This window comes from Rhizobium arsenicireducens (assembly GCF_964021225.1).
Genome location: NZ_CAXHYK020000001.1, coordinates 2,790,697 through 2,814,157, shown reverse-complemented (window position 1 = coordinate 2,814,157; position 23,461 = coordinate 2,790,697). Strand labels below are relative to the sequence as shown.

Annotated in this window: 17 protein-coding genes; 8 read left to right on the top strand and 9 right to left on the bottom strand. The window is 64.4% G+C overall.

Translation table 11 applies throughout. From position 1 onward, the window contains the following. Positions 1-33: 33 nt before the first annotated feature. Together ACWPVA_RS13985 and ACWPVA_RS13980 are read right to left on the bottom strand one after the other, a co-directional pair. Positions 34-495, bottom strand: a complete 462-nt coding sequence (locus tag ACWPVA_RS13985) for a carboxymuconolactone decarboxylase family protein (protein WP_454288267.1) — start codon at positions 493-495, stop codon at positions 34-36. 24 nt (positions 496-519) lie between these two features. Then, positions 520-1,020 (bottom strand): RrF2 family transcriptional regulator, encoded by a 501-nt coding sequence (locus tag ACWPVA_RS13980; RefSeq protein WP_454288266.1) that lies wholly within the window; start codon positions 1,018-1,020, stop codon positions 520-522. 91 nt (positions 1,021-1,111) lie between these two features. On the opposite strand from ACWPVA_RS13980, the gene ACWPVA_RS13975 reads away from it, so the two are divergent. Further along, positions 1,112-3,619, top strand: a complete 2,508-nt coding sequence (locus tag ACWPVA_RS13975) for a ligase-associated DNA damage response DEXH box helicase (protein WP_454288265.1) — start codon at positions 1,112-1,114, stop codon at positions 3,617-3,619. Between the two features lie 239 nt (positions 3,620-3,858). Continuing rightward, positions 3,859-4,581, top strand: coding sequence for a ligase-associated DNA damage response endonuclease PdeM (gene pdeM / locus ACWPVA_RS13970; protein WP_454288264.1), 723 nt, complete (start codon positions 3,859-3,861; stop codon positions 4,579-4,581). A gap of 2 nt (positions 4,582-4,583) precedes the next feature. Here the strand turns inward: pdeM and ACWPVA_RS13965 are convergent, their stop codons facing one another. Continuing rightward, positions 4,584-5,147 carry a dihydrofolate reductase family protein gene (locus tag ACWPVA_RS13965; protein WP_454288263.1) on the bottom strand — a complete coding sequence of 188 codons (564 nt, stop codon included), beginning with the start codon at positions 5,145-5,147 and terminating at the stop codon, positions 4,584-4,586. Between the two features lie 100 nt (positions 5,148-5,247). On the opposite strand from ACWPVA_RS13965, the gene ACWPVA_RS13960 reads away from it, so the two are divergent. Beyond that, positions 5,248-5,760 carry a winged helix-turn-helix transcriptional regulator gene (locus tag ACWPVA_RS13960; protein WP_454288262.1) on the top strand — a complete coding sequence of 171 codons (513 nt, stop codon included), beginning with the start codon at positions 5,248-5,250 and terminating at the stop codon, positions 5,758-5,760. Here the strand turns inward: ACWPVA_RS13960 and ACWPVA_RS13955 are convergent. The 3 genes from ACWPVA_RS13955 to ACWPVA_RS13945 all read right to left on the bottom strand — a co-directional run bounded on the left by ACWPVA_RS13955 (position 5,757) and on the right by ACWPVA_RS13945 (position 11,452). Beyond that, the gene (locus tag ACWPVA_RS13955) at positions 5,757-6,560 is read right to left on the bottom strand and encodes a TIGR02186 family protein (RefSeq protein WP_454288261.1); all 804 of its coding nucleotides are present in this window, start codon (positions 6,558-6,560) and stop codon (positions 5,757-5,759) included. The two genes, ACWPVA_RS13960 and ACWPVA_RS13955, sit on opposite strands and share 4 nt — an antisense overlap. Positions 6,561-6,562: 2 nt before the next feature. Beyond that, positions 6,563-7,480, bottom strand: coding sequence for a sulfite exporter TauE/SafE family protein (locus tag ACWPVA_RS13950; protein WP_454288260.1), 918 nt, complete (start codon positions 7,478-7,480; stop codon positions 6,563-6,565). Positions 7,481-7,690: 210 nt separating this feature from the next. Then, positions 7,691-11,452, bottom strand: coding sequence for a peptidoglycan-binding protein (locus ACWPVA_RS13945; RefSeq protein ID WP_454288259.1), 3,762 nt, complete (start codon positions 11,450-11,452; stop codon positions 7,691-7,693). A gap of 407 nt (positions 11,453-11,859) precedes the next feature. Between ACWPVA_RS13945 and ACWPVA_RS13940 the strand changes: the two genes are divergently transcribed. The 3 genes from ACWPVA_RS13940 (at position 11,860) to ACWPVA_RS13930 (ending at position 17,526) form a co-directional block, all read left to right on the top strand. After that, positions 11,860-13,653, top strand: coding sequence for an acyl-CoA dehydrogenase C-terminal domain-containing protein (locus ACWPVA_RS13940; RefSeq protein ID WP_454288258.1), 1,794 nt, complete (start codon positions 11,860-11,862; stop codon positions 13,651-13,653). A gap of 270 nt (positions 13,654-13,923) precedes the next feature. Then, the gene (locus tag ACWPVA_RS13935) at positions 13,924-15,132 is read left to right on the top strand and encodes an acetyl-CoA C-acetyltransferase (RefSeq protein ID WP_454288257.1); all 1,209 of its coding nucleotides are present in this window, start codon (positions 13,924-13,926) and stop codon (positions 15,130-15,132) included. A 177-nt stretch (positions 15,133-15,309) separates the two neighbouring features. After that, positions 15,310-17,526, top strand: coding sequence for an FAD-dependent oxidoreductase (locus tag ACWPVA_RS13930; RefSeq protein ID WP_454288256.1), 2,217 nt, complete (start codon positions 15,310-15,312; stop codon positions 17,524-17,526). 187 nt (positions 17,527-17,713) lie between these two features. Here ACWPVA_RS13930 and ACWPVA_RS13925 read toward each other — a convergent pair whose 3' ends face one another. The 3 genes from ACWPVA_RS13925 to ACWPVA_RS13915 all read right to left on the bottom strand — a co-directional run bounded on the left by ACWPVA_RS13925 (position 17,714) and on the right by ACWPVA_RS13915 (position 20,096). Beyond that, positions 17,714-18,433 carry an LrgB family protein gene (locus ACWPVA_RS13925; RefSeq protein WP_454288255.1) on the bottom strand — a complete coding sequence of 240 codons (720 nt, stop codon included), beginning with the start codon at positions 18,431-18,433 and terminating at the stop codon, positions 17,714-17,716. Then, positions 18,430-18,801, bottom strand: coding sequence for a CidA/LrgA family protein (locus tag ACWPVA_RS13920; protein WP_454288254.1), 372 nt, complete (start codon positions 18,799-18,801; stop codon positions 18,430-18,432). Before ACWPVA_RS13920 ends, ACWPVA_RS13925 begins: the two co-directional genes overlap by 4 nt. A gap of 146 nt (positions 18,802-18,947) precedes the next feature. Next, complete coding sequence (locus ACWPVA_RS13915; RefSeq protein WP_454288253.1) at positions 18,948-20,096, bottom strand: glycerophosphodiester phosphodiesterase family protein; 1,149 nt, start codon at positions 20,094-20,096, stop codon at positions 18,948-18,950. A gap of 251 nt (positions 20,097-20,347) precedes the next feature. Here ACWPVA_RS13915 and ACWPVA_RS13910 point away from each other — a divergent pair, with 251 nt between their 5' ends. Together ACWPVA_RS13910 and ACWPVA_RS13905 are read left to right on the top strand one after the other, a co-directional pair. Continuing rightward, positions 20,348-21,523: an MBL fold metallo-hydrolase gene (locus ACWPVA_RS13910; RefSeq protein WP_454288252.1), complete on the top strand. Its 1,176-nt coding sequence runs from the start codon at positions 20,348-20,350 to the stop codon at positions 21,521-21,523. A 62-nt stretch (positions 21,524-21,585) separates the two neighbouring features. Further along, positions 21,586-23,346 (top strand): GH32 C-terminal domain-containing protein, encoded by a 1,761-nt coding sequence (locus ACWPVA_RS13905; RefSeq protein WP_454288251.1) that lies wholly within the window; start codon positions 21,586-21,588, stop codon positions 23,344-23,346. The last annotated feature ends 115 nt before the right edge of the window (positions 23,347-23,461 follow it).

Genomic DNA, 23,461 nt, shown 5'->3' with positions numbered 1-23,461 from the left:
GGTCCTTCGGCGTCAAGAGTGGAGATCGGCTGATCAGGCGGCAACGGCCGGCTGGTCGATCGGATGCATGGTCCGGAAGCCGACGCAGATCCGGTTCCAGACATTGATCGTGCCGATCGCCACGGTGATGTTGGCGATCTCGCTGTCGGTGAAATGCACCTTCAGCGCTTCGAAGACCTCGTCAGGCGCGCCGGTGCCGGCAATGTTCGTCACGGCATCGACCCAGCCGAGCAGGGCGCGTTCGCGCGGCGTGTAGAGGGGCGATTCCCGCCAGACCGACATCATGTTGATCCACTGTTCGGACAGGCCGTCATGGCGCGATTCCTTCACATGCATGTCGACGCAGTAGGCACAGCCGTTGATGATCGAGGCGCGCAGCTTGATCATGTGGATTTCGGCGCGGGAAAGCCCGCTGGTCTGCACATAGTTTTCCAGGCCGAGCACGGCCTTGTAGGCGGCGGGAGCCGCCTTTGCGATGTCGAGGCGCGGATGCATCTTGTCTTCCTTTCGATTCGCCCTTCAGCGGACGGTCTTGCGTTCGTGGATTTCCAGGAAGGCGCAGCCGCGTGCCGCGATCCCTCCGTCGTCGTTCGCCCTCAGATCCGAGATCAGATCCGCGATGCTCGTTTTCTTGCGCTCGGCCCGGTAGACCCGCTCCGCCGCCAGCATCGCCGCGGCAATCCCGCATGGTTTCTCGAAGTACCGCTGGGGGAGGGGATCGGGCCCCCTTTGGCGGATCTCGCGACAGCGGAAGGCCGGCTGCGGCCCCTCCACGGCAAGCACGATGTCGAGCAGGTTGATCGCCTCGGGCTTGCGTGCCAGGCGATAGCCACCCTTCGGCCCCGGAACGGTGTCGACCAGGCCAGCGCTCGACAGCGCCTGGAGATGTTTCAGCAGGTAGCTCGGCGAAACCCCGTGGAACTCGGCAAGCGCTGCCGCCGAAAGGATGCCGTCCTCGGGAAGGGTGGCCAGCATGGTCATGCTGTGGATGGCCTGTTCAACGCCGTCACCTAGTTTCATGTCATGCTCCCATCGTGGATAAAATATATCCATGATTCTTTCGCCCGTCAACGGCGCTTCTCTTTTGAGGCGACTCCGCTAGGTTTACGCTGTGTCCAACAGCGAGCGCGCCATCTCCCTTCTGCCCAAGCCCTTCCTCCGCTGGTTCGCGGAAAAGGGCTGGCAGCCGCGTGCCCATCAGTTGGAACTCCTCGCCCGCGCGCGCGGCGGAGAGAGCCTGTTGTTGATCGCCCCCACCGGCGCCGGCAAGACGCTCGCGGGCTTCCTGCCTTCGCTGACCGATCTAGCCGAGCGCCGCCGTCCTGCCCCGGGCACGCCATTTACCGGCATCCACACGCTCTACATCTCGCCCTTGAAGGCGCTCGCCGTCGACATCGAGCGCAACCTGATGAAGCCCGTCACCGAGGTGGGCCTGCCGATTTCGATCGAGAACCGCACCGGCGACACGCCGAGCGGAAAGCGCCAGCGCCAGAAGCTCAATCCGCCAGACATCCTACTCACCACGCCGGAACAACTCGCGCTTTTGATCTCGGCCAATGACGCCGAGCGCTTCTTCAAGGACCTGCGCTATGTGATCTTCGACGAGCTGCACTCGCTCGTCACCTCGAAGCGCGGACACCTGCTGTCGCTCGGCCTGGCGCGGCTGAGGAAGCTCGCCCCGTCTCTCAACACCATCGGCCTTTCGGCCACCGTCGCTTCACCGCTCGACCTGCAGCGCTGGCTGGTCGCCCAGCTGCCCGAGGGCGAGCGTCACGCCGGGCTGATCGCGGTCGAGGGCGGCGCGAAGCCGAACATCACCATCCTGACGACCGAGGAGCGCATCCCGTGGTCGGGCCATTCCGCCCGCTATGCCATGCCCGAACTCTATGCGGTGCTGAATGATTTCCAGACGACGCTGATCTTCGTCAACACCCGCTCCCAGGCCGAGATGCTGTTCCAGGAATTGTGGACCATCAACGACGACAACCTGCCGATCGCGCTGCATCACGGCTCGCTCGACGTCGCCCAGCGCCGAAGGGTGGAAGCGGCCATGGCCGACAACAAGCTGAGGGCCGTCGTCGCCACCTCGACGCTCGATCTCGGCATCGACTGGGGCGATGTCGATCTCGTCGTCCATGTCGGCGCACCGAAGGGCGCCTCGCGCCTGGCCCAGCGCATTGGCCGCGCCAACCACCGCATGGACGAGCCGAGCCGGGCGATCCTCGTTCCGGCCAATCGCTTCGAGGTCATGGAATGCCAGGCCGCGCTTGACGCCAACTATCTCGGCGCCCAGGACACGCCGCCGGTCGGGGAGGGATCGCTCGACGTGCTTGCCCAGCATGTGCTCGGCATGGCCTGCGCCGCGCCCTTTCTCGCCGACGATCTTTATGCCGAGGTGGTGACCGCCTCGCCCTATGCAGCGCTGCCGCGCCAGACTTTCGACCGCATCGTCGAATTCGTCGCCACCGGCGGCTACACGCTGAAGACCTATGAACGCTATGCCCGCATTCGGCTGACGAAAGACGGCCGCTGGCGCGTCTCCAATCCGCAGGTCATCCAGCAATATCGCCTGAACCTCGGCACCATCGTCGAGGCGCCGATGCTCAATGTGCGCCTCGTCAAGCGCAACCATCTGGGCTCGCTCGGCCGCGGCGGCATGATGCTTGGCAAGGTCGAGGAATATTTCTTCGAGCAGTTGAGCCCCGGCGACACCTTCCTCTTTTCCGGCAAGGTGCTGCGCTTCGAGGCCCTGCGCGACAATGAATGCCTCGTCTCCAATGCCTTCTCGCTGGACCCCAAGATCCCGGCCTATGCCGGTGGCAAGTTTCCGCTCTCGACCTATCTCGCCGAACAGGTGCGCGCCATGCTGGACGATCCGGAGCGCCGCCGGGGCCTGCCGGACCAGGTGCGCGACTGGCTGGAGCTCCAGCGCGAGAAATCGCTCCTGCCGAAGCGCGGCGAACTGCTGATCGAGAGCTTTCCGCGGGGCAACCGCTTCTTCCTCGTCGCCTATCCGTTCGAGGGCCGGCTTGCCCACCAGACGCTCGGCATGTTGCTCACCCGCCGGCTGGAGCGCATGGGGGCAAAGCCCCTCGGCTTCGTCGCCACCGATTATTCCCTCGCCGTCTGGGGGCTGGAAGACATGGGCACGATGATCGCCTCGGGGCGCCTGGCCCTTGCCGACCTGTTCGACGAGGACATGCTGGGCGACGACCTCGAGGCCTGGCTTGCCGAATCCTGGATGCTGAAGCGCACGTTTCGCACCTGTGCCGTGATCGCCGGCCTGATCGAGAAGCGCCATCCGGGCAAGGAGAAGAGCGGTCGGCAGGTGACCGTCTCGGCCGACCTCATCTACGACGTGCTGCGCAGCCATGAGCCCGACCACATCCTGATGCAGGCGACGCGACAGGATGCCGCCGCCGGTCTTCTCGATATTGCCCGGCTTGCCGATATGCTAAAGAGAATCAGGGGCCACATCACCCACAAGCGGCTGGAGCATATCTCGCCGCTGGCCGTGCCGGTGATGTTGGAGATCGGCCGCGAACCGGTCGTCGGCGAGGCTCACGAACATGTGCTGGCAGAGGCCGCCGACGATCTGATCGCCGAAGCCATGGGGTAAGGTTGATGCGGCAGCGTGTGGGGGTGAAGACCCCTCCCCAACCCCTCCCCACAAAGGGGAGGGACTTAACCCGCGGCAATGCCTCGCTGTCCATCTGGCCTTGAAACGTCTTGGACGCGAAATGGGCCGAGCGGGCGCCACGCGTTTTCTCCCCCCTTGTGGGGGAGATGGCCGGCAGGCCAGAGGGGGTGTTAAAGCCTCGAAACAAGTATCGCCGCCCAAGCGGCCGGGAACACGGAATGACCAGTTTGACAGCACGACGCCTTGCCGCCGACGAGACGCCACCCCCGGTGGAGATCGCGTTTCAAGGCGTGAGCGCCGTCTGCGATCCGTCCGGCGCGCTCTATCTTCCCGATCTGTCCATGCTGGTCGTCTCGGACCTGCATCTGGAAAAGGGCGCCGCCTTCGCCCGCCGCGGCCAGCTTCTGCCGCCCTATGACACGCTCGCGACCCTGAAGATCCTCGAAGGGGTGATCGTCCGCCATGATCCCAAGATCGTCGTCAGCCTGGGCGACAATTTCCACGATCCGGTCGGCTCGGTGCTGATGCCCGAGGCCTTCCGCCAGCGCATCACGCTGATAGCGGCCGGCCGCGAATGGATCTGGATCAACGGCAACCACGATCCGGACGGCACGTCCAACCTGCCCGGCATTTCGGTCGACGAACTCGCCTATGGCGGACTGACCTTCCGCCACGAGCCGAGCCTTGCCGCCGCCAGGGGCGAGGTGGCCGGCCACCTGCATCCCTGCGCCACCGTGCGCCGCCGCGAAAAATCGGTGCGCCGTCCCTGCTTCGCCAGCGATGGCACGCGCCTGATGATGCCGGCCTTCGGCGTACTGACCGGCGGCCTCGATCTTCGCCACAAGGCCTTCACAGGCCTGTTCGACCGCACGGCCCTCATCGCCCATCTGCTCGGCCGCGACCGGGTCTATTCGGTGCGCTTCTCCAACCTCATCGGCTGAGGTCAGCTTTCCGCCGGGGCAGGGGCATAGCGCAGGACCACCCCGCCGGTCTTCAGCGGCCGGGTCTCGAGCAGCGTGAAGACGCGTGGCGTTTCGGCCTGCTTGAAATGCGGATTGCCGCCGCCGAGCACCACCGGCACGATGCAGAGCCTTATCTCGTCGACCAGGCCTGCCTTCAACAAACTGTCCGTCAACTCGGCGCTGCCGAAGACGAAAATGTCCTTGCCGGGCTGCGCTTTCAGCGTGGTGAGTTCGCCGACGATGTCGCGAACGATGCGGGTGTTGTTCCAGTCGGCATGCGTCAGCGTCCGCGATACGGCGATCTTGGCGATCGCGTTCATATATTCCTTGATCTCGAGTTCTTCGGCGGCGTCGACCCAATACGCCGCCATGCCCTCATAGGTCTTTCGGCCAAAGACCAGCAGGTCCGCATCCCGGCCGATCTCCAGTGAATAGGCCCGCAGTTCCCCGCCCCAGACGTGCTCGTGGAAGGCAAGATCCCAGGGGGATTTTCCCTCGAAATAGCCGTCGAGGGTCATCAGATTCCAGATGATCAGTTTGCGCATGGCGTCCTCCCGTATAGATGCTCAAAACCGCTTGCAATATGCAATCAGTTGTCTTTTAGCTCAACTGATGGCAGATCGCAACTGGTCGAGAGGAGATGTCATGTCCGACCCCCACCGCTCCGGATGCCCGATCAACCTGACGCTCGAGGTTCTCGGCGACCGCTGGAGCCTGATCGTCATCCGCGATGTGATGTTCGGCAACCGCCGCCATTTCCGCGAACTTTTGCAGAATTCCGAGGAGGGTATCGCCTCCAACATCCTCACTGACCGCCTGAAAAAGCTGGTCGGAAAGGGGCTGCTCAGCCGCGCCGACGATCCGACCCACAAGCAGAAAGGCATCTACAGCCTCACCGAAATGTCGATCGACCTCGTGCCGCTCCTTGCCGAAATGGGCGCCTGGGGGAGAAAGCATCTGCCCGTCTCGGAAGATCTGGCGATCCGTGCCGAACTGCTGGAACAGGGCGGGCGGTCGCTCTGGCAGGATTTCATGGCCGAGCTGCGCGCGCTTCACCTCGGTGTACCGATGCCCGCAGACACGCCATCCGCCCTGGCGCGGCTGACCGAAGCCTATCTCGAGGTCAGGGCCAGGATGGACGCGGCGAAAGGGTCTTAGTCGCGCCGGAAGATAAGGCTTGCGCCCCATCCGGTGATCACGGCAAGCAGGACGGCGAACAGGCCGTAGGAGAGCGGGCTCTCATGCGCGGCCCGCGAGATCGAATCCTCGAGCCCGGTCTTGATGACCCGCAACGGCAGGTCCCGCTCGGCGATGAATTCGCCTGTCTTGAACAGGTAGGCACGGACGATATGGACGCCGTCGGGTATGCTGGCCGGCAGCCTGAGCGTCGCCTTGAACAGGCTCGAACTGACGAAACGGACACCGGCGTCCTGGCCCTGGTAGTAACCGCCGGCCTGCTTGAGGCGGCGAAAGGCCTGGCGAAATTCCGTGAGATTGGCCGCACCGCTGAGATAGCCGGTCGGGGTCAGCGCCAGATGGTCGATACCGATGCCGAGCTCGGTCAGCGTCTGTGGCTTGGTGATATCCGCTAGCGCCCGCGTGCTCGCCAGGGAATAGGAAGTCGGCATGCGCTCGAAGGTCATTGAGGTGCGGTTGACCCATATGCCGAACAGACGCTCCTTGCGGCGCACCGTGGCGTCGTCGCGCGGGCCTTCCAGCGTCACCACCACGTCATATTGGCCGATGGCGAGAAGCAGCGCGTCGCTGTTGATCACGGACCCGAAAATCGTGAGGTCGGCGCCGCGGAAATCCGAGGTGATGGCGATCTCGCTCGTCGAAGTGCCGATCTCGAGATCTTCCTTGCCGGTCATGTCGGCTGCGAGCGGTACTTGTGCAAAGGCCGGGCCGCAGAGGAGGCTGCCGGCAAAAATCAGGACTGCGAACAGCAAGGACTGCATCTTCAGCCTCCGATCGCGAGGGAATAGAGATCGTCCGGCGTCAGCACCAGTTCGACCGCCAGCCGCAGGCCGACCGCCAGAACCAGAAGGCCGAGCAGCGCACGCAACTGCTCGCCGCGCAGCTTCTGGCCGACCCGAACGCCATATTGCGCGCCGACGACGCCGGCCAGCATCAGGATGAAGGCCAGCACGATATCGACCGAGTAGTTGGTCGCGGCCTGCACCACGGTGGTGTAGGCGGTGGTGAAGATGATCTGGAAAAGCGACGTCCCGACCACGACATTGGTCGGGATGCGCAAGAGATAGATCATCGCCGGGACCATGATGAAACCACCGCCGACGCCCATGACTGAGGTCAGGATGCCGACGGCAAACCCGAGCGCGATGATCGGCAGGACGCTGAGATAGATCTTAGACTTCTTGAACCGCATCTTGAAGGGCAGGCGGTGCACCCAGTTGTGCTGGCCCGGCCGCTTCCGGCTGATCGGCTGGTTCCTCGCCGCGCGCCGCATGGCGTTTAGGCTCTCCATCAGCATCAGCACGCCGACCGTTCCCAGGAAGATGACGTAGAGCAGCGAGATCACCAGGTCGAGCTGACCCTGGCGCCTGAGCCAGGAAAAAATCAGCACCCCGATCGATGCGCCGACCAGACCGCCGACAAGCAGTACGAGGCCGAGCTTCATGTCGAGTGTGCCGCGGCGGAAATGGCTGATCGCCCCGGAAACCGATGAGGCAACGACCTGGTTGGCACCGGTCGCGACCGCGACAACGGGGGGAATATTGTAGAAGATCAACAACGGCGTGATGAGAAAGCCCCCGCCGACGCCAAACATGCCGGACAGAAATCCGACGGCCGCACCCATCCCGAGAATGATGAAAATATTCACCGAAAGTTCTGCGATCGGCAGGTAGATCGTCACGCTCGGACCTCAAATGCGTCGGCCCGCCGGAGCGGGCTCAATAGGGGGTCAAGTCGGGAATGCCACCTGTGTTCGGCAGAAAGCGAAACAGGCTCAAGTCCTTGATCGGACTTGACCTATATCAGTTCCTTCTTGCGCCCGCAGGCGGAGCGAGTCAATTATGAAGCCTGCCATACGCCGGCTTTTTTCCCTTTTTATGACGGTCGCCGCCTATTTGTTGCGTGCGAGAAGCTCGTTCACCAGTTTGTCGGTCACCTGGCCGGTCGGGTCCTGGCCGATCGACGTCTGGAAGGCCTTGATGGCGGAAACCGTCTGATTCCCCATCACGCCGTCCGGCGTGCCGGCATCAAAGCCGTTCTTGTTCAGGATCGCCTGGATGTTGCGGATCGCCTTCTTCATGTCGACGCTGGCGGTCTTCAGCCCCTTGCCGACCCATTCGTCCGGCACATTGGCCGAATTGGCATCGACGTCGAGCGGTTTTGCCTTCCACAGGTCGACCTCGGCGCGCGCCTGTGCCAGCTGTTCCGGCTTCATCGCATTGGCCACCTCGTCGCGCTTCTGCGCAGCGTCCTTGTCGCCCTCCTTGGCAACCAACGCGAACCACTTGTAGGAGGCATTGAGGTCCTGCGGCACGCCATTGCCGCGGGCATAGAGGATGGCAAGGTTGAACTGGCTGTCGGAAATGCCGTGTTCCGCAGCCTTGCCGAACCATTCCGCCGCCTTGGTGTAATCCTGCACGCCGTCACTGCCCGAGGCATGGAGAACGGCGAGATTATGCATGGCGCTCGCATTGCCGGCATCTGCGGCCTGCTGGTAGAGCGCCTTGGCAGTCACGATATCGCGCGGAACGCCGGCGCCCTTTTCAAGCAGGTTGGCGAGGCGATACTGGGCCGGGGCGAAACCCTTGTCGGCGGAGAGCTTGTACCACTTCGCCGCCTCGGCGAAATCGCCCGGAACACCTCGGCCGTCGGTATAGCGCGCGCCGATTTCGAAGAGGGCCAGGGGATCGCCCTGCTTGGCGGCAAGCACCAGCGACGGCGGGGTGATTTCTGCCGGAACGATAATCTCGGCGGCTACCGTCGTCGCCGGTTGGGCTGCGACTTCGGCGTCCGGAGCGGCGTCCGTGGCCGCGACGGCGGACGATGCGCTCCGTGCAGCCGCAAAACCATCGACCTGAACGTCGCCGGCGGGCTTCAGTGTTTGGGGATCGCTTTCGCCGAGCGGCGTGCGATCGATCAGGGTTGTGCTCGCCTGAGCCGTAGCGTCGGCCATGATCGTCGGTTCGGTCGCGGCAGGCCCCGCGGTGAGCACGGATACATCCACAAGGGAAGGCGCGGCAGTGCTCTGCGCGGCCGTTTCCGCACCACCAGCGGTCGGTGCCATGCTGCTTTCGTCCGGCTGGGGAGCCTCGAGCGCTGCCGGCGAGTTCTCGCCGCGCGTCAGCGTGTTGACGAGTGGCATGGCCATCGCAGCCAGAAGGATCGCGCCGACCGCCATCATGATCGGCCGGCGATAGCGGGTAATACGGGATGCCTTCTCTTGCGCATTCTCCTGCGCGGTTGCGACGGTTCTGGGTGTGTATTCCATTTCCATCGCGGCGGCCTGGGCGGCACGGCGCGCAGCGGCGATATAGTCGGCGCGGTCATCGTTGTCACCGGAACCTGCATTCGCACCCTGGTTGGCCTGGCTCGCTCTCACACGCTCCAGAATCTTACGGACATCGGGCGCGCCGGAGCCGGGCTCCAGCAGTTCGTTGGCTTCGTCGGGCGGCAGTACTTCGGTAGGGTCGATCGACGGGGCTTCATCGATGTGGCGTCGGCCGGAGGCGGACTGCTCCTCCTTCTTCGGACCCGGCAGCAGACGCCTGCCCAGTCCGGCGAGCAGACGTGGCTTTTCGGCCTTCCTGTCGGCGCGGAAACCTTCGTCGATGGCCGCGTCGGTCGTCAGCGTATCGGCCTGATCATGGCTGAGCGCGTGCCCGTTGACTTTATGCGGGGCGACCGCCGGCAGAGCAACCTCCGGGGCAGTTTGTCTGGCTGCCGTCGCGACCGGCGGGACGGGCTCGGAAGAGAGGGCCTCGTGCATTGCCGGCGCGGGTGCGTTGTGCTCGCTGCCTTCGCCCATCTGGTCGAGCCGGGTGGCGATCTGCACCAGCGTGTCGTGCAGGGCCTCAAAGGTCCGCTGGGTGCGCTCCTCGGAATTGCGGCTGAAGTCCTGCAGGTGACGCAGGTGGTCCGAAAGTTCCGAAAGCGCTGCGACTTCGGCCGTCCCGCTCCCATGCACCGGCGCCCGCCGGGCGTAGCTTTCCATGACCGTTTCAGCGGCCTGCCGGGCCGCTTCGATGATGTATTCGTCGCTGGTCGCCATATAGTCTTCAAGCGCCGAAACCCGGCCGGCAAAAGGATTGTCGGCGTCGGGTCCGGCGGAGGGGTTGCTGATCAGCGCCGAGAGATGCGCGATCTGTTCTTCGAGTCCGCGCAGGCTCGCATTGTCTCCGGCGGGCGCGACGTTGGTCTCTTCGAGCCGGTCGACAACTGCATTGAGGCGCTCTTCGAAGTGGCGCAGCACGCTGTCGTCGATGCGTGCAGGCGCAGGTTCCGAAACGTCGATTTCCTCGATGCGCCGCGCCAGCATATCGAGCCGGTCGGCCAGTCTGTCGTTGATTTCGCCGTGATCGAGCGCGTCGATCTTACGCGAGATGTCGGCCAGATAGCTCGTCAGCTCCGGCTGTGGCAGCGGCTTCTGAGTGCGCTCCAGCAGCTGCGAAAGGTGGTCGAGACGTTCCTCGAGCCGGCTTGCGGCCTGTTCTGCGGTCAGTTCCTCGATGCGCGCGGCAAGCGCTTCGATCCGGTCCCCCAGGTCGCCGGACGAAGCCGTCTCCGGGTGCGGGTTATGCGCGAGCAGTTCGATCTGCCGAGCAAGGCCGCCGATCCGGTCCTCGATGCGCTGGAAGGTCGAATTGTCCGGCCCGTTGGCGACAAGCCGGCTCCCGGCGGCAATCGCCCGGGTGATCTCGTCAAGCCGCATGTCGATGCCGGCGAACTGCTCCTGCATCATCCGCTCGCTCGGATCGATATGGGCGCCGATATGTTCAAGCGCCGCGGCGAGCGTTACCAGCTTGTCCTCGAGCGCATGGATGGCGCGATTGTCGCCCATTGTGCCGAGATGAGCCTTGATGTCGTCAAGCCGTTCGGCAAGCCGCACGAGTTCTTCTCTCAAGGCTGCCGGGTCGATGTCCTCAAGGCGCTCCTCGATCTGCTCCCAGCGGCTCTCCATCTGGCGCACCGAATCTTCCCGTGCCAGACCATCCATCAGCGAGCGCAGGTCCTCGAATTCGGCCCGCAGACCCTCGGCGCCCGGCGCCCTGACCTGGTCCAGGTGGTGAATGCTGTCGGCAAGGCGGGCGATGTCCTCGCGCATGTCCTCCGACGGACGGTACTGCTCGGCAATGGTGCGGATGCCGCGCATTTCGGTGCGCAGCCCGCTGATTTCACGCGCCAGCCCTTCGGAGATGTCCTGCTTCAGTTCCTGTCGTAGTCCGAGCAGGGCCTGGGTTATTTCCTGGGTGATGGCGTTTGCCGGATAGGCAGCCGATGCTTGTGTGCTCGTGCGCGGCTGCGGCGGGGCAATATAAGGTTCTGCGCGATCGGTGAACCGGTCGGGCATGCGGTCGGCGCCTTGCGCGGGCAAGGGTTTGCGGTCGCCGGGGCGTGGACGGCTTTCATCGAGCTGGCGCTGGCGTTGGCGGATTTCTGCGAGCGGATCGGCGCGATGATCGCGATCGGTGCGCGAAAGCCGCTCCTCGACACGCTCGCGCACCCCCTCGCGCCGCGGCTCCTCGGCCGGGCGCGGACGCGCTGTCGTTCCCATCAGGCCTTCGATGCGGGCTTCCAGCCCCTCGATCGTGCGGTTCAGCGCGTCTAGCGATGTAGCGCCGCCCGGGCGGGAAGGAGTAGATCGCGATCCGTTCATGGTCTTGCTCGCTTCGGTTCAGGTCGTCCCGGCCCGGAGGCCCGGGGGAGGGTAAGGCTCGGCGATGGTCGCTCCGTCCGGTCTGCTCGGGAACGGAAGCATTGCAGGGACTTGGGCCGGACAACCGGATGTCGCCGCGACGCAATGCGGATCATCACCTTTCACCCGTAACAATTCACGAAACGTGGTAAACAAGCCGTTAACCCGGCTGGAAAACTTTTAACCTTTGCGAAATATTCCGACTGTTGAAGGACCCGGGATCACTTGGGGAGGGGCAGTGCGCGATCGGAAATGGCCAAAAAAACCGCTTGGCGGCAAATATTGACGTTTACGCAAACGTCAATATTTTATATAGACTGAACCCACCCGGACCCCGTCCGGCACCCAGTTTCGGAGGAAGAAGATCCATGCCTGTCTACAAGGCCCCGGTAAATGATACGCTTTTCGTGCTGAACAATGTGCTCGGCCTCGACCGCTACCACAACTTGCCCGGTTTCGAGGATGCGACGCCGGACATGATTGAGGCGATCGTCGGGGAAGCGGCCAAGCTTGCCGAGGAGCAACTCTTCCCGCTCAACCTTTCGGGCGACCAGGAAGGCTGCAAGCGCCACGATGATGGAGCCGTTACGGTGCCGAAGGGCTTCAAGGAAGCCTATGACGCCTATTGCCAGGGTGGTTGGATCGGACTTGCCGTTCCGCCGGAATACGGCGGCCAGGGCCTGCCTTACACGCTGCACGCTGCCGTTGGAGAATACATGTCGTCGGCCAACATGGCGTTGATGATGTATCCGGGCCTGACCCAGGGCGCGATCGCCGCCATTCTCGTGCATGGTTCGGATGCGCAGAAGCAGACCTACCTGCCGAAGATGGTCGAAGGCACCTGGTCCGGCACGATGAACCTGACCGAGCCCCATTGTGGCACCGACCTCGGCCTGCTGCGCACCAAGGCCGTGCCGCAGGGCGACGGCTCCTACAAGATTTCCGGCCAGAAGATCTTCATCTCGGCCGGCGAACACGGCATGACCGACAACATCATCCATCTGGTGATCGCCCGCATCGAGGGAGCGCCAGAAGGCACCAAGGGTATCTCGCTCTTCATCGTTCCGAAGTTCATGGTCAACGAAGACGGTTCGGTCGGCGAGCGTAACACGGTGACCTGCGGCGCCCTCGAGCACAAGATGGGCATCCACGGCAACTCGACCTGCGTGATGAACTATGACGAGGCGACCGGCTACCTGCTCGGCGCCGAGAACAAGGGCCTTGCCGCCATGTTCGTCATGATGAACGAGGCCCGCCTCGGCGTGGGTCTCCAGGGCCTGTCGATCGCCGAGGTCGCCTACCAGAATGCCGTCAGCTATGCGCGCGAGCGCATCCAGGGCCGCTCGCTCTCGGGCGTCAAGGCGCCGGACAAGAAGGCCGACCCGATCATCGTCCACCCGGACATCCGTCGCGCTCTGTTGACGATCAAGTCGTTCACCGAAGCCGGCCGCGCCTTCACGCTGTGGACCGCACTCAAGTCCGACATCGCCCATCGTTCCGGTGACGCGGCCGAAAAGCAGATCGCTGACGACCTCCTCGGCCTCGCCACCCCGATCCTCAAGGGGGTTCTGACCGACAAGGGCTTCGACCATGCCGTCATGGCCCAGCAGGTCTTCGGCGGCCACGGCTATATCGAAGAACACGGCATGAGCCAGTATGTCCGCGATGCCCGCATCGCGATGATTTACGAGGGTGCCAACGGCATTCAGGCGCTCGACCTCGTCGGCCGCAAGCTCGGCGCTAATGGCGGCCGCGCCGTTATGGCCATGTTCAAGGAAATCGGCGATTTCTGCGAGGAAAACCGCGCCGACGAGAACCTCGCCTTCTTCACCAAGTCGCTAAAGAAGGGCCTGAACGACCTGCAGGCCTCAACCATGTGGTTCATGCAGAACGCCATGGCCAAGCCCGACAATGCCGGCGCCGGCTCGACCGACTACATGCACATGTTCGGTCTCGTCGTGCTCGGCTACATGTGGGCAAAGATGGCTAAGGCCGCCAACGAAAGCCTGGCGTCCGGCACCGGCGATGCCGACTACTTCAAGAACAAGCTGCTCACCGGCCGCTTCTTCATGGAGAAGATCATGCCCGAGACCGCACTGCGCAAGATCCGCATCGAGGCCGGCGCCGACAGCGTGATGGAAATGGCGGCGGAAGCGTTCTGATATTCGCTGAGGACGCCCCTCACCAACAAAATCTGGCACTTAGCTGCGCTAAGCTGCCGATTTTGTAACCTCTCCCACACGGGGAGAGGGTGTGCCGAGTTTGCGGCGGCGGTTTTTCTCCCCTTGTGGGAGGGAAAGCAATTTCAACATCTTAGCCTCAGCTAAGTGTCAGAAATCGCAAGTGAGGGGGTGCTTGAAGCAAAGGCCGGGCCAGCCCGTCGGTCCAAGAGAATTCCACGGCAACCCGGTTGCTACCAAGGGAGAGAAAACATGACTGAAGCCTTCATTTACGATCACGTGCGCACGCCGCGCGGCCGTGGCAAGAAGGACGGCTCGCTGCACGAAGTGCCGACGCCCCGCCTTGCCGCCAAGACGCTGGAAGCCCTGCGCGACCGCAACGGCCTCGACACCTCCACCGTCGACGACATCATCTTCGGCTGCGTCGACCCGGTCATGGAAGCCGGCGCCGTCATCCCCAAGGCCGCCGCCTTCGAAGCCGGCTATGCCTTTGCCGCCCCGGGCATCCAGATCTCGCGCTTCTGCGCCTCAGCCCTCGACGCCATCAACCTCGCCGCCGGCAAGGTCATGGCCGGCTCCGACGACATCGTCATCGCCGGCGGCGTCGAGAGCATGTCGCGCATCGGCATGGGCATGTCCGGCGGCGCCTGGTACATGGACCCCTCGGTCAATTTCCCGGCCTATTTCATGCCGCAGGGCGTCTCAGCCGACCTGATCGCCACCAAGTATGGCTTTACCCGCGACGACGTCGACGCCTATGCCGTCGAGAGCCAGAAGCGCTCCGCCGCCTCCTGGGAAAAGGGCCATTTCGCCAAGTCGGTCATCCCGGTCAAGGACCAGAACGGCCTCATCATTCTCGACCGTGACGAGCACATGCGTCCGGGCACCGACATGCAGTCGCTCGCCAGCCTCAACCCCTCCTTCCAGATGCCGGGCGAAATGGGCGGCTTCGAAGCCGTCGCCATCCAGGCCCATCCGGAGATCGAGAAGATCAACTATATCCACCATGCCGGCAATTCGTCCGGCATCGTCGACGGCGCCGCCGCCGTGCTGGTCGGCTCCAAGGCCGGCGGCCAGTCGATGGGCTTGAAGCCGCGCGCCCGCATCCGCGCCTTCACCAATATCGGCTCCGATCCTGCCCTCATGCTGACCGGCCCGGTCGACGTCACCGAGAAGCTCCTGAAGCGTTCCGGCATGAAGATCTCCGACATCGACCTGTTCGAGCTGAACGAGGCCTTCGCCGCCGTCGTGCTGCGCTTCATGCAGCATTTCAACGTCAGCCACGACGTGATGAACGTCGCCGGCGGCGCGATCGCCATGGGCCATCCGCTCGGCGCCACCGGCGCCATGATCCTCGGCACCGTGCTCGACGAACTGGAGCGGCGCGACTTGAACACCGCCCTCGTCACGCTCTGCATCGGAGCTGGCATGGGCACGGCGACGATCATCGAGAGAGTTTGATGGGGTCTTAACCCTCCCCCCTTGTGGGGAGGGTGACCGGCAGGCGGGAGGGATCTTTGCAGCAAATTCCCCTCCCCAACTCCTCCCCGCAAGGGGGAGGGGCTTAAACCCCGCCGGATCGCACCTGTTTCGGAGCGGCGGCGACTTCGCGAATTTCAAGGGAAGAGGAATCCCAACATGAGCACCTACAAGAACTTCACCATCGAGACCGACGCCGACGGCATTGCGCTGGTCACCTGGAACATGCCCGACAAGTCGATGAACGTCTTCACCGTCGAGGTGATGGACGAGATCGAAAAGATCGTCGACCAGACCGTCGCCGACGAGGCCGTCAAGGGCGTGGTATTCACGTCGGGCAAGTCGACCTTCTCCGGCGGTGCCGATCTCACCATGATCAAGGGCATGTTCGCCATGCTCGAGGAAGAAAAGGCCAAGGATCCGGCGGGCGCCGTGAAGAAGCTGTTCGATGCCGCCGGCCGCATGTCCTGGCTGTGGCGCAAGGTCGAGACCAATGGCAAGCCCTGGGTCGCCGCGATCAACGGCACCTGCATGGGCGGCGCTTTCGAGCTGGCGCTGTCGTGCCACGGCCGCGTCGCCTCCAATGCCAAGTCGGTCAAGATGGCGCTTCCCGAAGTCAAGGTCGGTATCTTCCCCGGCGCTGGCGGCACCCAGCGCGTCTCGCGCCTTGCTGGCACGCAGGACGCCCTGCAGATGATGACTACCGGCCAGTCGCTCACCGCCTCGCGCGCCAAGGCGATGAACCTCGTCCACCAGGTGGTCGAGCCTGACCAGCTGATCCCGGCCGCAAAACAGATGATCAAGGACGGCCTGAAGCCCGTCGCCCCGTGGGACGAAAAGGGCTTCAAGGTCCCCGGCGGCGGTATCTGGACCCCGGCAGCCGCCCAGCTCTGGCCGGCCGCATCCGCCATCCTGCGCCGCGAAACCGCCGGCAATTATCCGGCCGCACTCGCCATCCTGAAGAGCGTCTATGAAGGCCTTCAGCTGCCCTTCGATACAGCGCTCAAGGTCGAGCAGCGCTATTTCACCGAGATCGTCCAGACCACCGAAGCCTTCTCGATGATCCGCTCGCTGTTCGTCTCGATGCAGGAGCTCGGCAAGGGCGCCCGCCGCCCGGCCGGCGTGCCGAAGTCGGAGTTCAACAAGGTCGGCGTCGTCGGCGCCGGCTTCATGGGCGCCTCCATCGCCTATGTGACGGCCGCCGCCGGCATCCCGGTCACCCTGATCGATCGCGACATCGAGGCCGCCACCAAGGGCAAGACCCATTCCGAGGGCCTGGTCGCCGGCGCCGTCGGCAAGGGCCGCATGTCCAAGGAAGACGGCGAAAAGCTGCTTTCCCTCATCACCCCGTCCGCCGACTATGCCGCGCTGTCGGATGCCGACCTCGTCGTCGAGGCCGTGTTCGAGGACCGCGACGTCAAGAAGGCCGTCATCGAGGCGGTCGAAGCCGTGCTCCCCGAGGGCTCGATCTTCGCCTCCAACACCTCGACCCTGCCGATCACCGGTCTCGCCAAGAACTCGAAGCGCCCGGCCCAGTTCATCGGCGTGCATTTCTTCTCGCCCGTCGAGAAGATGATGCTGACCGAAGTGATCCTCGGCAAGGAAACCGGCGACAAGGCGCTGGCCGTCGCGCTCGACTATGTCGCGGCCATCAAGAAGACCCCGATCGTCGTCAACGACACCCGCGGCTTCTACGTCAATCGGTGCGTCTTCCGCTACATCCACGAAGCCTATGACATGCTGATCGAGGGCGTGCCGGCCATCATGATCGAGAATGCCGCCAAGATGGCCGGCATGCCGGTCGGGCCGTTGTCGCTCAACGACGAGGTGGCGATCGATCTGTCCCAGAAGATCCTCAAGGCCTCGATCGCCGATTTGGGCGAGGCCTCGGTCGATCCGAAGCACATGGCGCTGATCAACAAGCTGGTCGACGAGCTTGACCGCCGCGGCCGCAAGAACGCCAAGGGCTTCTACGAATATCCGGCGAAGCCGGCCAAGAAGTTCCTCTGGCCCGGCCTCAAGGACCTCTTTGCCCAGAAGAAGGCAGATGAGGTCGACGTCGAAGTGCTCAAGCAGCGCCTGCTCGTCACCATCGCGCTTGAGGCCGCCCGCACCATGGAAGAAGGCATCGTCACCGATCCGCGCGAAGCCGATGTCGGCTCCATCCTCGGCTTCGGCTTCGCTCCCTATACCGGCGGCACGCTCAGCTACATCGACGGCATGGGCGTCAGGACCTTCGTGGAACTCTGCGAGACGCTGGCCGCCCAGTACGGCGACCACTTCCAGCCGACCCCGCTCCTGAAGGAAATGGCCGCCAAGGGCGAGACGTTCTACGGCCGGTTCGATCCTTATGGCGAAAGTGCAAAGGCCGCCTGAGGCCGTCACCTTCTCCCCGCCCGCGGGGAGAAGGTGCCCGAAGGGCGGATGAGGGGCTGCGCCTCAACGCTCATCGCGACACGTCATCCGGCATCTGGCCAAGGCCAGCTGCCGGATTTTTTGCGTCAGGGCGCGGGGCACGTGCACACCAACGATACCAACCCATTACCCAACAAATCTACCCCCTTCATCCCAGTAGGACCGCCGCTGCCAGCGGCACGATCACCGAGGTCGCCACCGCGTTGAGTGCCATGGCGATCCCGGCAAACAGCCCGGCCGTTTCGTCCACCTCATAGGCGCGCGCCGTGCCGATCCCGTGCGAGGTAAGCCCCACGGCAAAGCCCCGCGCGGCATAGTCGCGAATGCGCATCAGGTTCATGAACGGCGTGACGATCAGCGCGCCGGTGATGCCAGTGAGCAGCACGAGCACCGCCGTCAGCGAGGGATTGCCGCCGAGCGAGGCGGAGATCGCCATGGCAACGCCCGCGGTCGCCGATTTCGGCAGGAACGAGATCATCACGTCCTCGGGCAGCCTCACCGCATAGGCCAGCGCCACGACGGAGCCGACCGCCGCCAGCGAGCCGACGATCAGCGCCGCCGCGATCGGCAGCAAGAGCTGCTTTACCCGCTTCCATTGCCGGAACATCGGTATGGCGATCGCCACCGTCGCCGGACCCAACAGGAAGTGGACGAATTGCGCGCCGGCGAAGAACTGCGCGTAGGGAATGTCGGCAATGGTCATCACTAACGACAGGAACAGCGTTGAGGTCAATACCGGGTTGACCAGCGGGTTGCGGTTCAGCCGGAGCGATAGTTCGGAGGCCGCGATCCAGGTGCAGACGGTGAGCGTCAGCCAGATCAGCGGCGATGCCGAGAGATAGACCCAGAGTTCGACCGGGCTCCTCATTCGCTGTCCGCCCCCTGGGCAAGCAGCCGCCGAGCCGCGATGAAGGTCCAGACCGTTACCGCCAGCGTAAAGACGGCGGAGACCACCAGAACGACGCTGATCGCCGCCCACTGCGCCTGCACCACGTCCCACAGCGCCACGACGCCGACGCCCGCCGGTACGAACAGCAGGCCGAGATTGCCCAGCAGCGCATTGGCCGCGCCCTCGACGCCCGCAAAGCTTGCCTTGGCGAAGCGCTTGCCCGCCTGCAGGGCGAAAAACAAAAGCACAAGCCCGATCACCGGGCCTGGCACGGATACCTTGGTGAGAAACACCAGGCTTTCGCCGAGAAGCTGGAAGAACAGCAGCGCTGCAAAGCCGCGTAGCATGGGAATACTCCGTCTGTGGTCGGGAAGCGGAGCCTAGCTGATGGAGAAGAAAACGTCACGGGGCGACCCACGTCCACGCTCTTGGGGGATTATTTCCGGCACATTCAACGGAATCAATGGCATGGCGAAAATCTCGTCGCGTTTCTTCACCTCCGCGAAACCGAAGCCATGATAGCCCTGCCTCCGTCGTTGGATGTGTCGCGAGACGTTGCGGCACAGGCGGGGGCTGGCGCGGTGCCGTCGGCCGAACCCTCGCTATCGCCGCCGCCATAGTGCCGGCGATAGCCCTGCCGGTCGAGCCAGCCGATCAGCGCCTCCGGTTCGTCGGTCTGGATGATGGTCGCGCCGCGCTCGATCCAGAAGCCGTAGACCGCCTCGGGCTGTCCCTGGGCAAGGGCCAGTCCGTCGCCGCGCCCGCCGGCCACCATGCCTTCGGGCCGGTCGGTGATCGGATAGGTGTTGACCCACATGTGGAAATTGCCGCGCACCGCCACGGCCCGGGCGCGCGGCGAAAACAGCGGCCCGCCGGCCTCGGTCAGCGGCTCGGCTTCAGTGCGGCGCCAGTGGATCATCTCGGCGGCCTGCGGCGAGAATGTCTGCGCCACCCTGTCGACGAAGGCGGCGTCACGCACCGCGTCGTCGGCGAGGATCGGCATGAAGGCGACGTCCGGGCCGATCGTGTCGATGACGGCGCGGGCTCGGTCCAGCCGCTCGTCGTTCCAGATCGCCGTCTTGATCAGGATGCCGTCGGCCATGTCGAGCCCGCGCGCCGTCTCGACGATCTCGATGAGGTCCTCCGGCTCGAGCTTGTTGTCGATGTTGACGAGGATGCGGCCGCGGGCATGGATGAGCATCTCGGAAAGTGTCGGCACGGTCTCGTCGGTGACAATCCCGGTCCCCTCGACGATCAGCCGGCAGGCTTTGAGCGTCGCCAGCATGGCGTCGGAGACCTCGCCCCGGCAAGTCGTGGTCCGATTGAGCGTTTCGTCATGCAGCACGACCAGTACGCCGTCCTTCGAGCGGCGCACGTCGAGCTCGACCATTTCCACCCCGATCGCCGCCGCATGATCGATCGCCGCCTTCGAATTCTCCGCCCGCACCACCTGGCCATTTTCCTTCCAGCCGGCCCGATGCGCCACCACCATGATATGGTCGCGGAAGCGGTTGGCGTCCGCAAGCCGCGCGCGGATCAGCCCGGCCTGGCCGACCGGCGAGGTCGAGCTGATCGAGGCGTCCGAGGGCAGAAGCGGAACAAGCGAGAGAAAGGCGGCGAGAATCGGGGCGGTCAAGCGCATGGCGGCTCCTGGTCCGGATGATTGCACGCAATCGCCATAGATTGCGTCGGTCACAGGCCGATGAAGAAACGGTGACGGTTCGGTGACGGACGAAAGGAGGAGAGCGCGACAAGCGGATCCTGCTTGCAAAGGCCAAGGCGATGCGGCTCTATGGAGCGGGAATACCCCGGCAAATGCAGGGGCTTTTGGGGAATGGCATGGGCAAGGGGCAGGGGCGGGCTGACGCCGCGGGAAGTACAGGCGATCGACCTATGGGCCTGCCGCGCGCGTTGGTTGCTCGGCTGCTGCGCATGTGGATCGCTGCCCCGCTGCTGACGTTGGCAGCGGGCCCGAAACCCATGCTGACCGAGGAGAGTGCGGGCGGCGACCGTCGGCGTCAGACGTGCCCTGCCGTGCCCCCACGCGCCATGTCGGGCGCACTTTCGACCCTGTTGGTCGCCGCCCTGATCGTCGCGGTGCTGTCCGGCTGCCACGCGACGAAGGAGGGCGACAATGCCGATCCCCATCCGGGCCTCCTGCCGCCCGGCCTGCGCTCCGCCGGCCTGGCGCTGCATCACCTCAACATCGCAACCGGCCTCTATGTCCGCCGCGCAGAAGCGGATGACGGCCTCGTGCTCGGCCGGGAGCAGGCGCTCGCCGGCCTGCGCATCCGCGGCGACAGCGTCACCTGGCTCGGTCATTCCTCGGTCTTGCTGCGGCTCGGCGGCGTGACCATCCTGACCGATCCGGTCTTTCCTGTCGGCTTTTCGCTCGAAAGCCCGCTGCCCCACCGCCACGCAACGCCGCCTATCGGCCTCGACGACCTGCCGCCGATCGACATCGTCATGATCTCGCACGGCGACTACGACCATCTGCACACGCCGACGCTCAAGGCGATTGCCGCGCGCTTCCCAAAAGCCCGCATTTTCCTGCCGGACGGTCTGGAGCGCCATGCCGAGAACGCCGGTTTTGCCACCGTCGAACATCCGCTGGTCGGCGAGACGGTTGTCGCAGGCCGTGCGCGGATCACGGCGCTTCCAGCCGTGCACGGCACCCGCCGCAACCTGCTCGCCATGCCCGACGGCGACGCCTATTCCTGGGATATCCGCATCGCCGCACGCTCGGCGCTGTTTGTCGGCGACAGTGCCTATAATCGCCTAGTGTTCGGCGAGATCGGCCGGACCCGCGGTCCCTATGATCTGGCACTGGTGCCGATCGGCGCCTTCGAGCCCACGCCGGTGGTGGCCGACATGCACTCGACGCCGGAAGATGCCGCCGATATCCTGCGCGACGTGCGCGCATCGCTCGGTATCGGTATCCATTGGGGCACCTTTGCGCTCTCGCCCGAAGCACTGCGTGCGCCCGCTGACCGTTTTCTCGCCGCAAGTGACGGCTATCGCCAGTCCCGCGTAATGCGCATCGGCGAGACGGTAAGGCTGCAACGCTGAAGGAACCGGCCGGGCGGCGGGATCGTTGACGAAAGAAGACACCAGACGGAAGGAAGAGAGCCATGGCGGCGGACAATGGCGATACCCCGGACCGGGCCGGTGAGGCAATTTGGCAAAACGGCCTAGCACGGGAGGGCGACACTGACACCCAGCGGGTGATCTCCGCCGACCTTCCGGTCAATGCCACCCTGCATCTCTGGCTGAAGGCCGTTAACCCGGGAACGCCCGGTTCAGTTTCGCTCTTCAGCGCCAACGGCAAGTTCGGCGAGGTCCAGGTGGCCAATGCCGAGGAGAATTCCTTCCGCATTTCCCACGTGTTCGGCGGCGGGCACATCGAGCTTCGCTATGACACAGCAGAGACCTCGGTTTCGGTCGCCTACTGGTTTACTGCCGCCGATGTGCTGGAGACCGGGATCACGGTGCTGCACACCAACCCGGCCAATGCCGCGCCCAATCTGCCCGCCTCCTATCATTTCCGTCCGCCCTTCGGCTGGATGAACGACCCGAACGGTTTCGGGCGTTTCGGCGGGCGGCCGCACCTGTTCTACCAGCATTATTCGCACGGGCGGATGTGGAACAACATGCACTGGGGCCATGCGGTTTCGTCCGACTATCTGCGCTGGCGTCATCTGCCGGTTTTCCTCTTCCCTTCGGAAGAAGTCGTCGCCCGGCCTGACAAGCGCGGCGGCGCGTTTTCGGGCTCGGCAATTCCGCTCCCGAGCGGCCCGGGCATCCGGGTCTTCTTCACCGAGAAGGTGAGCGACCGGATGCCCGAACAGGAGATCCAGATGTCGGCGGTCTCTGCCGATCTGTTCACCGCCGGCGAAGCGACGGTCATTCTCCCGCATCGGCCCGAAGGGGAGGGACTGACGCTCGATTTCCGCGACCCTTATGTATTCAGGGGGCCCGATGGGCGCTGGAAGATGCTGCTTGGCAGCCAGAGCGTCGAAGGCGGCGTGATCCTGCTCTACGAAACCGAAGATACACAGGCGGCCGGAGGTTGGACCTATCTCGGCAAGCTGCTGATCGAGACCCGCCACCAGACGACGGCGATCGAATGCCCATGCCTTCTGCCGCTTGACGGCGAGGCGACGGACCCCGCGACGCGCTGGGCCTTGAGCTACGGCCTGATGAACGGCAAGGACGAGCGGACCGGGCGCCGCAACCTGACCTTGGTCGACGTCGGCTGGTTCGATGGCCGGACCTTTTCCCGCGAGTTCACGCGCGAACTTGATTTCGGCACCGACAACTATGCCTTCCAGGCCTTCATGGACGGCACCACGCCGGTGGGCATAGGCTGGCTCGGCAATTGGGCCGATACCGGTCCGACCATCGACTTCCCCTCGGCGATGACCCTTCCGCGCACGTTGAGGCTAGAGGATGGGCAGTTGCTCACGCCGCCGATCGAGGCGGCGGAGGGTTTGCGCAGCCATGTGCTTGACCGAACGCGCCTGGCGGCGGGCGAGAGGGTGACGTTTTCGAACGGTGCGGTCGAGTTTCTGATCGAATTCTCCGAAGCTGGCGTGCCGTTCGACCTTGAACTCGAGCATCCGGGTGTCGGCCTCGGCCTTGTCCAGGACGAAACGGGGCTTTGGCTGCGCTATGAAAGCCCGGGCGCCGACCATCCGCGCTATATCGTCGAAGGCGCTCGGGTGCGGCGGCTGCGCATTTTCCTCGACTACGGATCGATCGAGGTCTTCGCCGATGATGGTCGGTTCGCCGGCACCAAGCGGATTACTGGCTTCGATCCCGTCCGTTCGGCACGGCTTTCAGCGCCGGCAGACACCGTCAGTCAAGCGATGGTCTGGGCGCTGCGCCTCTAAACGGGTTGAGCATCGCCGCAGCCGGCGAATGCTCGAACGGCTAATTCAGAGCGGACTCCTGCTCGGCTCTATCGGCCGGAGGCAGCAAGGGGCACCGCCGTCCGCTGGCAAGTCG

Excerpts from the sequence above, each read along its gene's own strand:
- ACWPVA_RS13985 (WP_454288267.1), bottom strand. The coding sequence starts at position 495 with ATGCATCCGCGCCTCGACATCGCAAAGGCGGCTCCCGCCGCCTACAAG.
- ACWPVA_RS13980 (WP_454288266.1), bottom strand. The coding sequence starts at position 1,020 with ATGAAACTAGGTGACGGCGTTGAACAGGCCATCCACAGCATGACCATG.
- pdeM (WP_454288264.1), top strand. The coding sequence starts at position 3,859 with ATGACCAGTTTGACAGCACGACGCCTTGCCGCCGACGAGACGCCACCC.
- ACWPVA_RS13965 (WP_454288263.1), bottom strand. The coding sequence starts at position 5,147 with ATGCGCAAACTGATCATCTGGAATCTGATGACCCTCGACGGCTATTTC.
- ACWPVA_RS13960 (WP_454288262.1), top strand. The coding sequence starts at position 5,248 with ATGTCCGACCCCCACCGCTCCGGATGCCCGATCAACCTGACGCTCGAG.
- ACWPVA_RS13955 (WP_454288261.1), bottom strand. The coding sequence starts at position 6,560 with ATGCAGTCCTTGCTGTTCGCAGTCCTGATTTTTGCCGGCAGCCTCCTC.
- ACWPVA_RS13945 (WP_454288259.1), bottom strand. The coding sequence starts at position 11,452 with ATGAACGGATCGCGATCTACTCCTTCCCGCCCGGGCGGCGCTACATCG.
- ACWPVA_RS13940 (WP_454288258.1), top strand. The coding sequence starts at position 11,860 with ATGCCTGTCTACAAGGCCCCGGTAAATGATACGCTTTTCGTGCTGAAC.
- ACWPVA_RS13935 (WP_454288257.1), top strand. The coding sequence starts at position 13,924 with ATGACTGAAGCCTTCATTTACGATCACGTGCGCACGCCGCGCGGCCGT.
- ACWPVA_RS13930 (WP_454288256.1), top strand. The coding sequence starts at position 15,310 with ATGAGCACCTACAAGAACTTCACCATCGAGACCGACGCCGACGGCATT.
- ACWPVA_RS13925 (WP_454288255.1), bottom strand. The coding sequence starts at position 18,433 with ATGAGGAGCCCGGTCGAACTCTGGGTCTATCTCTCGGCATCGCCGCTG.
- ACWPVA_RS13920 (WP_454288254.1), bottom strand. The coding sequence starts at position 18,801 with ATGCTACGCGGCTTTGCAGCGCTGCTGTTCTTCCAGCTTCTCGGCGAA.
- ACWPVA_RS13915 (WP_454288253.1), bottom strand. The coding sequence starts at position 20,096 with ATGCGCTTGACCGCCCCGATTCTCGCCGCCTTTCTCTCGCTTGTTCCG.
- ACWPVA_RS13910 (WP_454288252.1), top strand. The coding sequence starts at position 20,348 with ATGGGCCTGCCGCGCGCGTTGGTTGCTCGGCTGCTGCGCATGTGGATC.
- ACWPVA_RS13905 (WP_454288251.1), top strand. The coding sequence starts at position 21,586 with ATGGCGGCGGACAATGGCGATACCCCGGACCGGGCCGGTGAGGCAATT.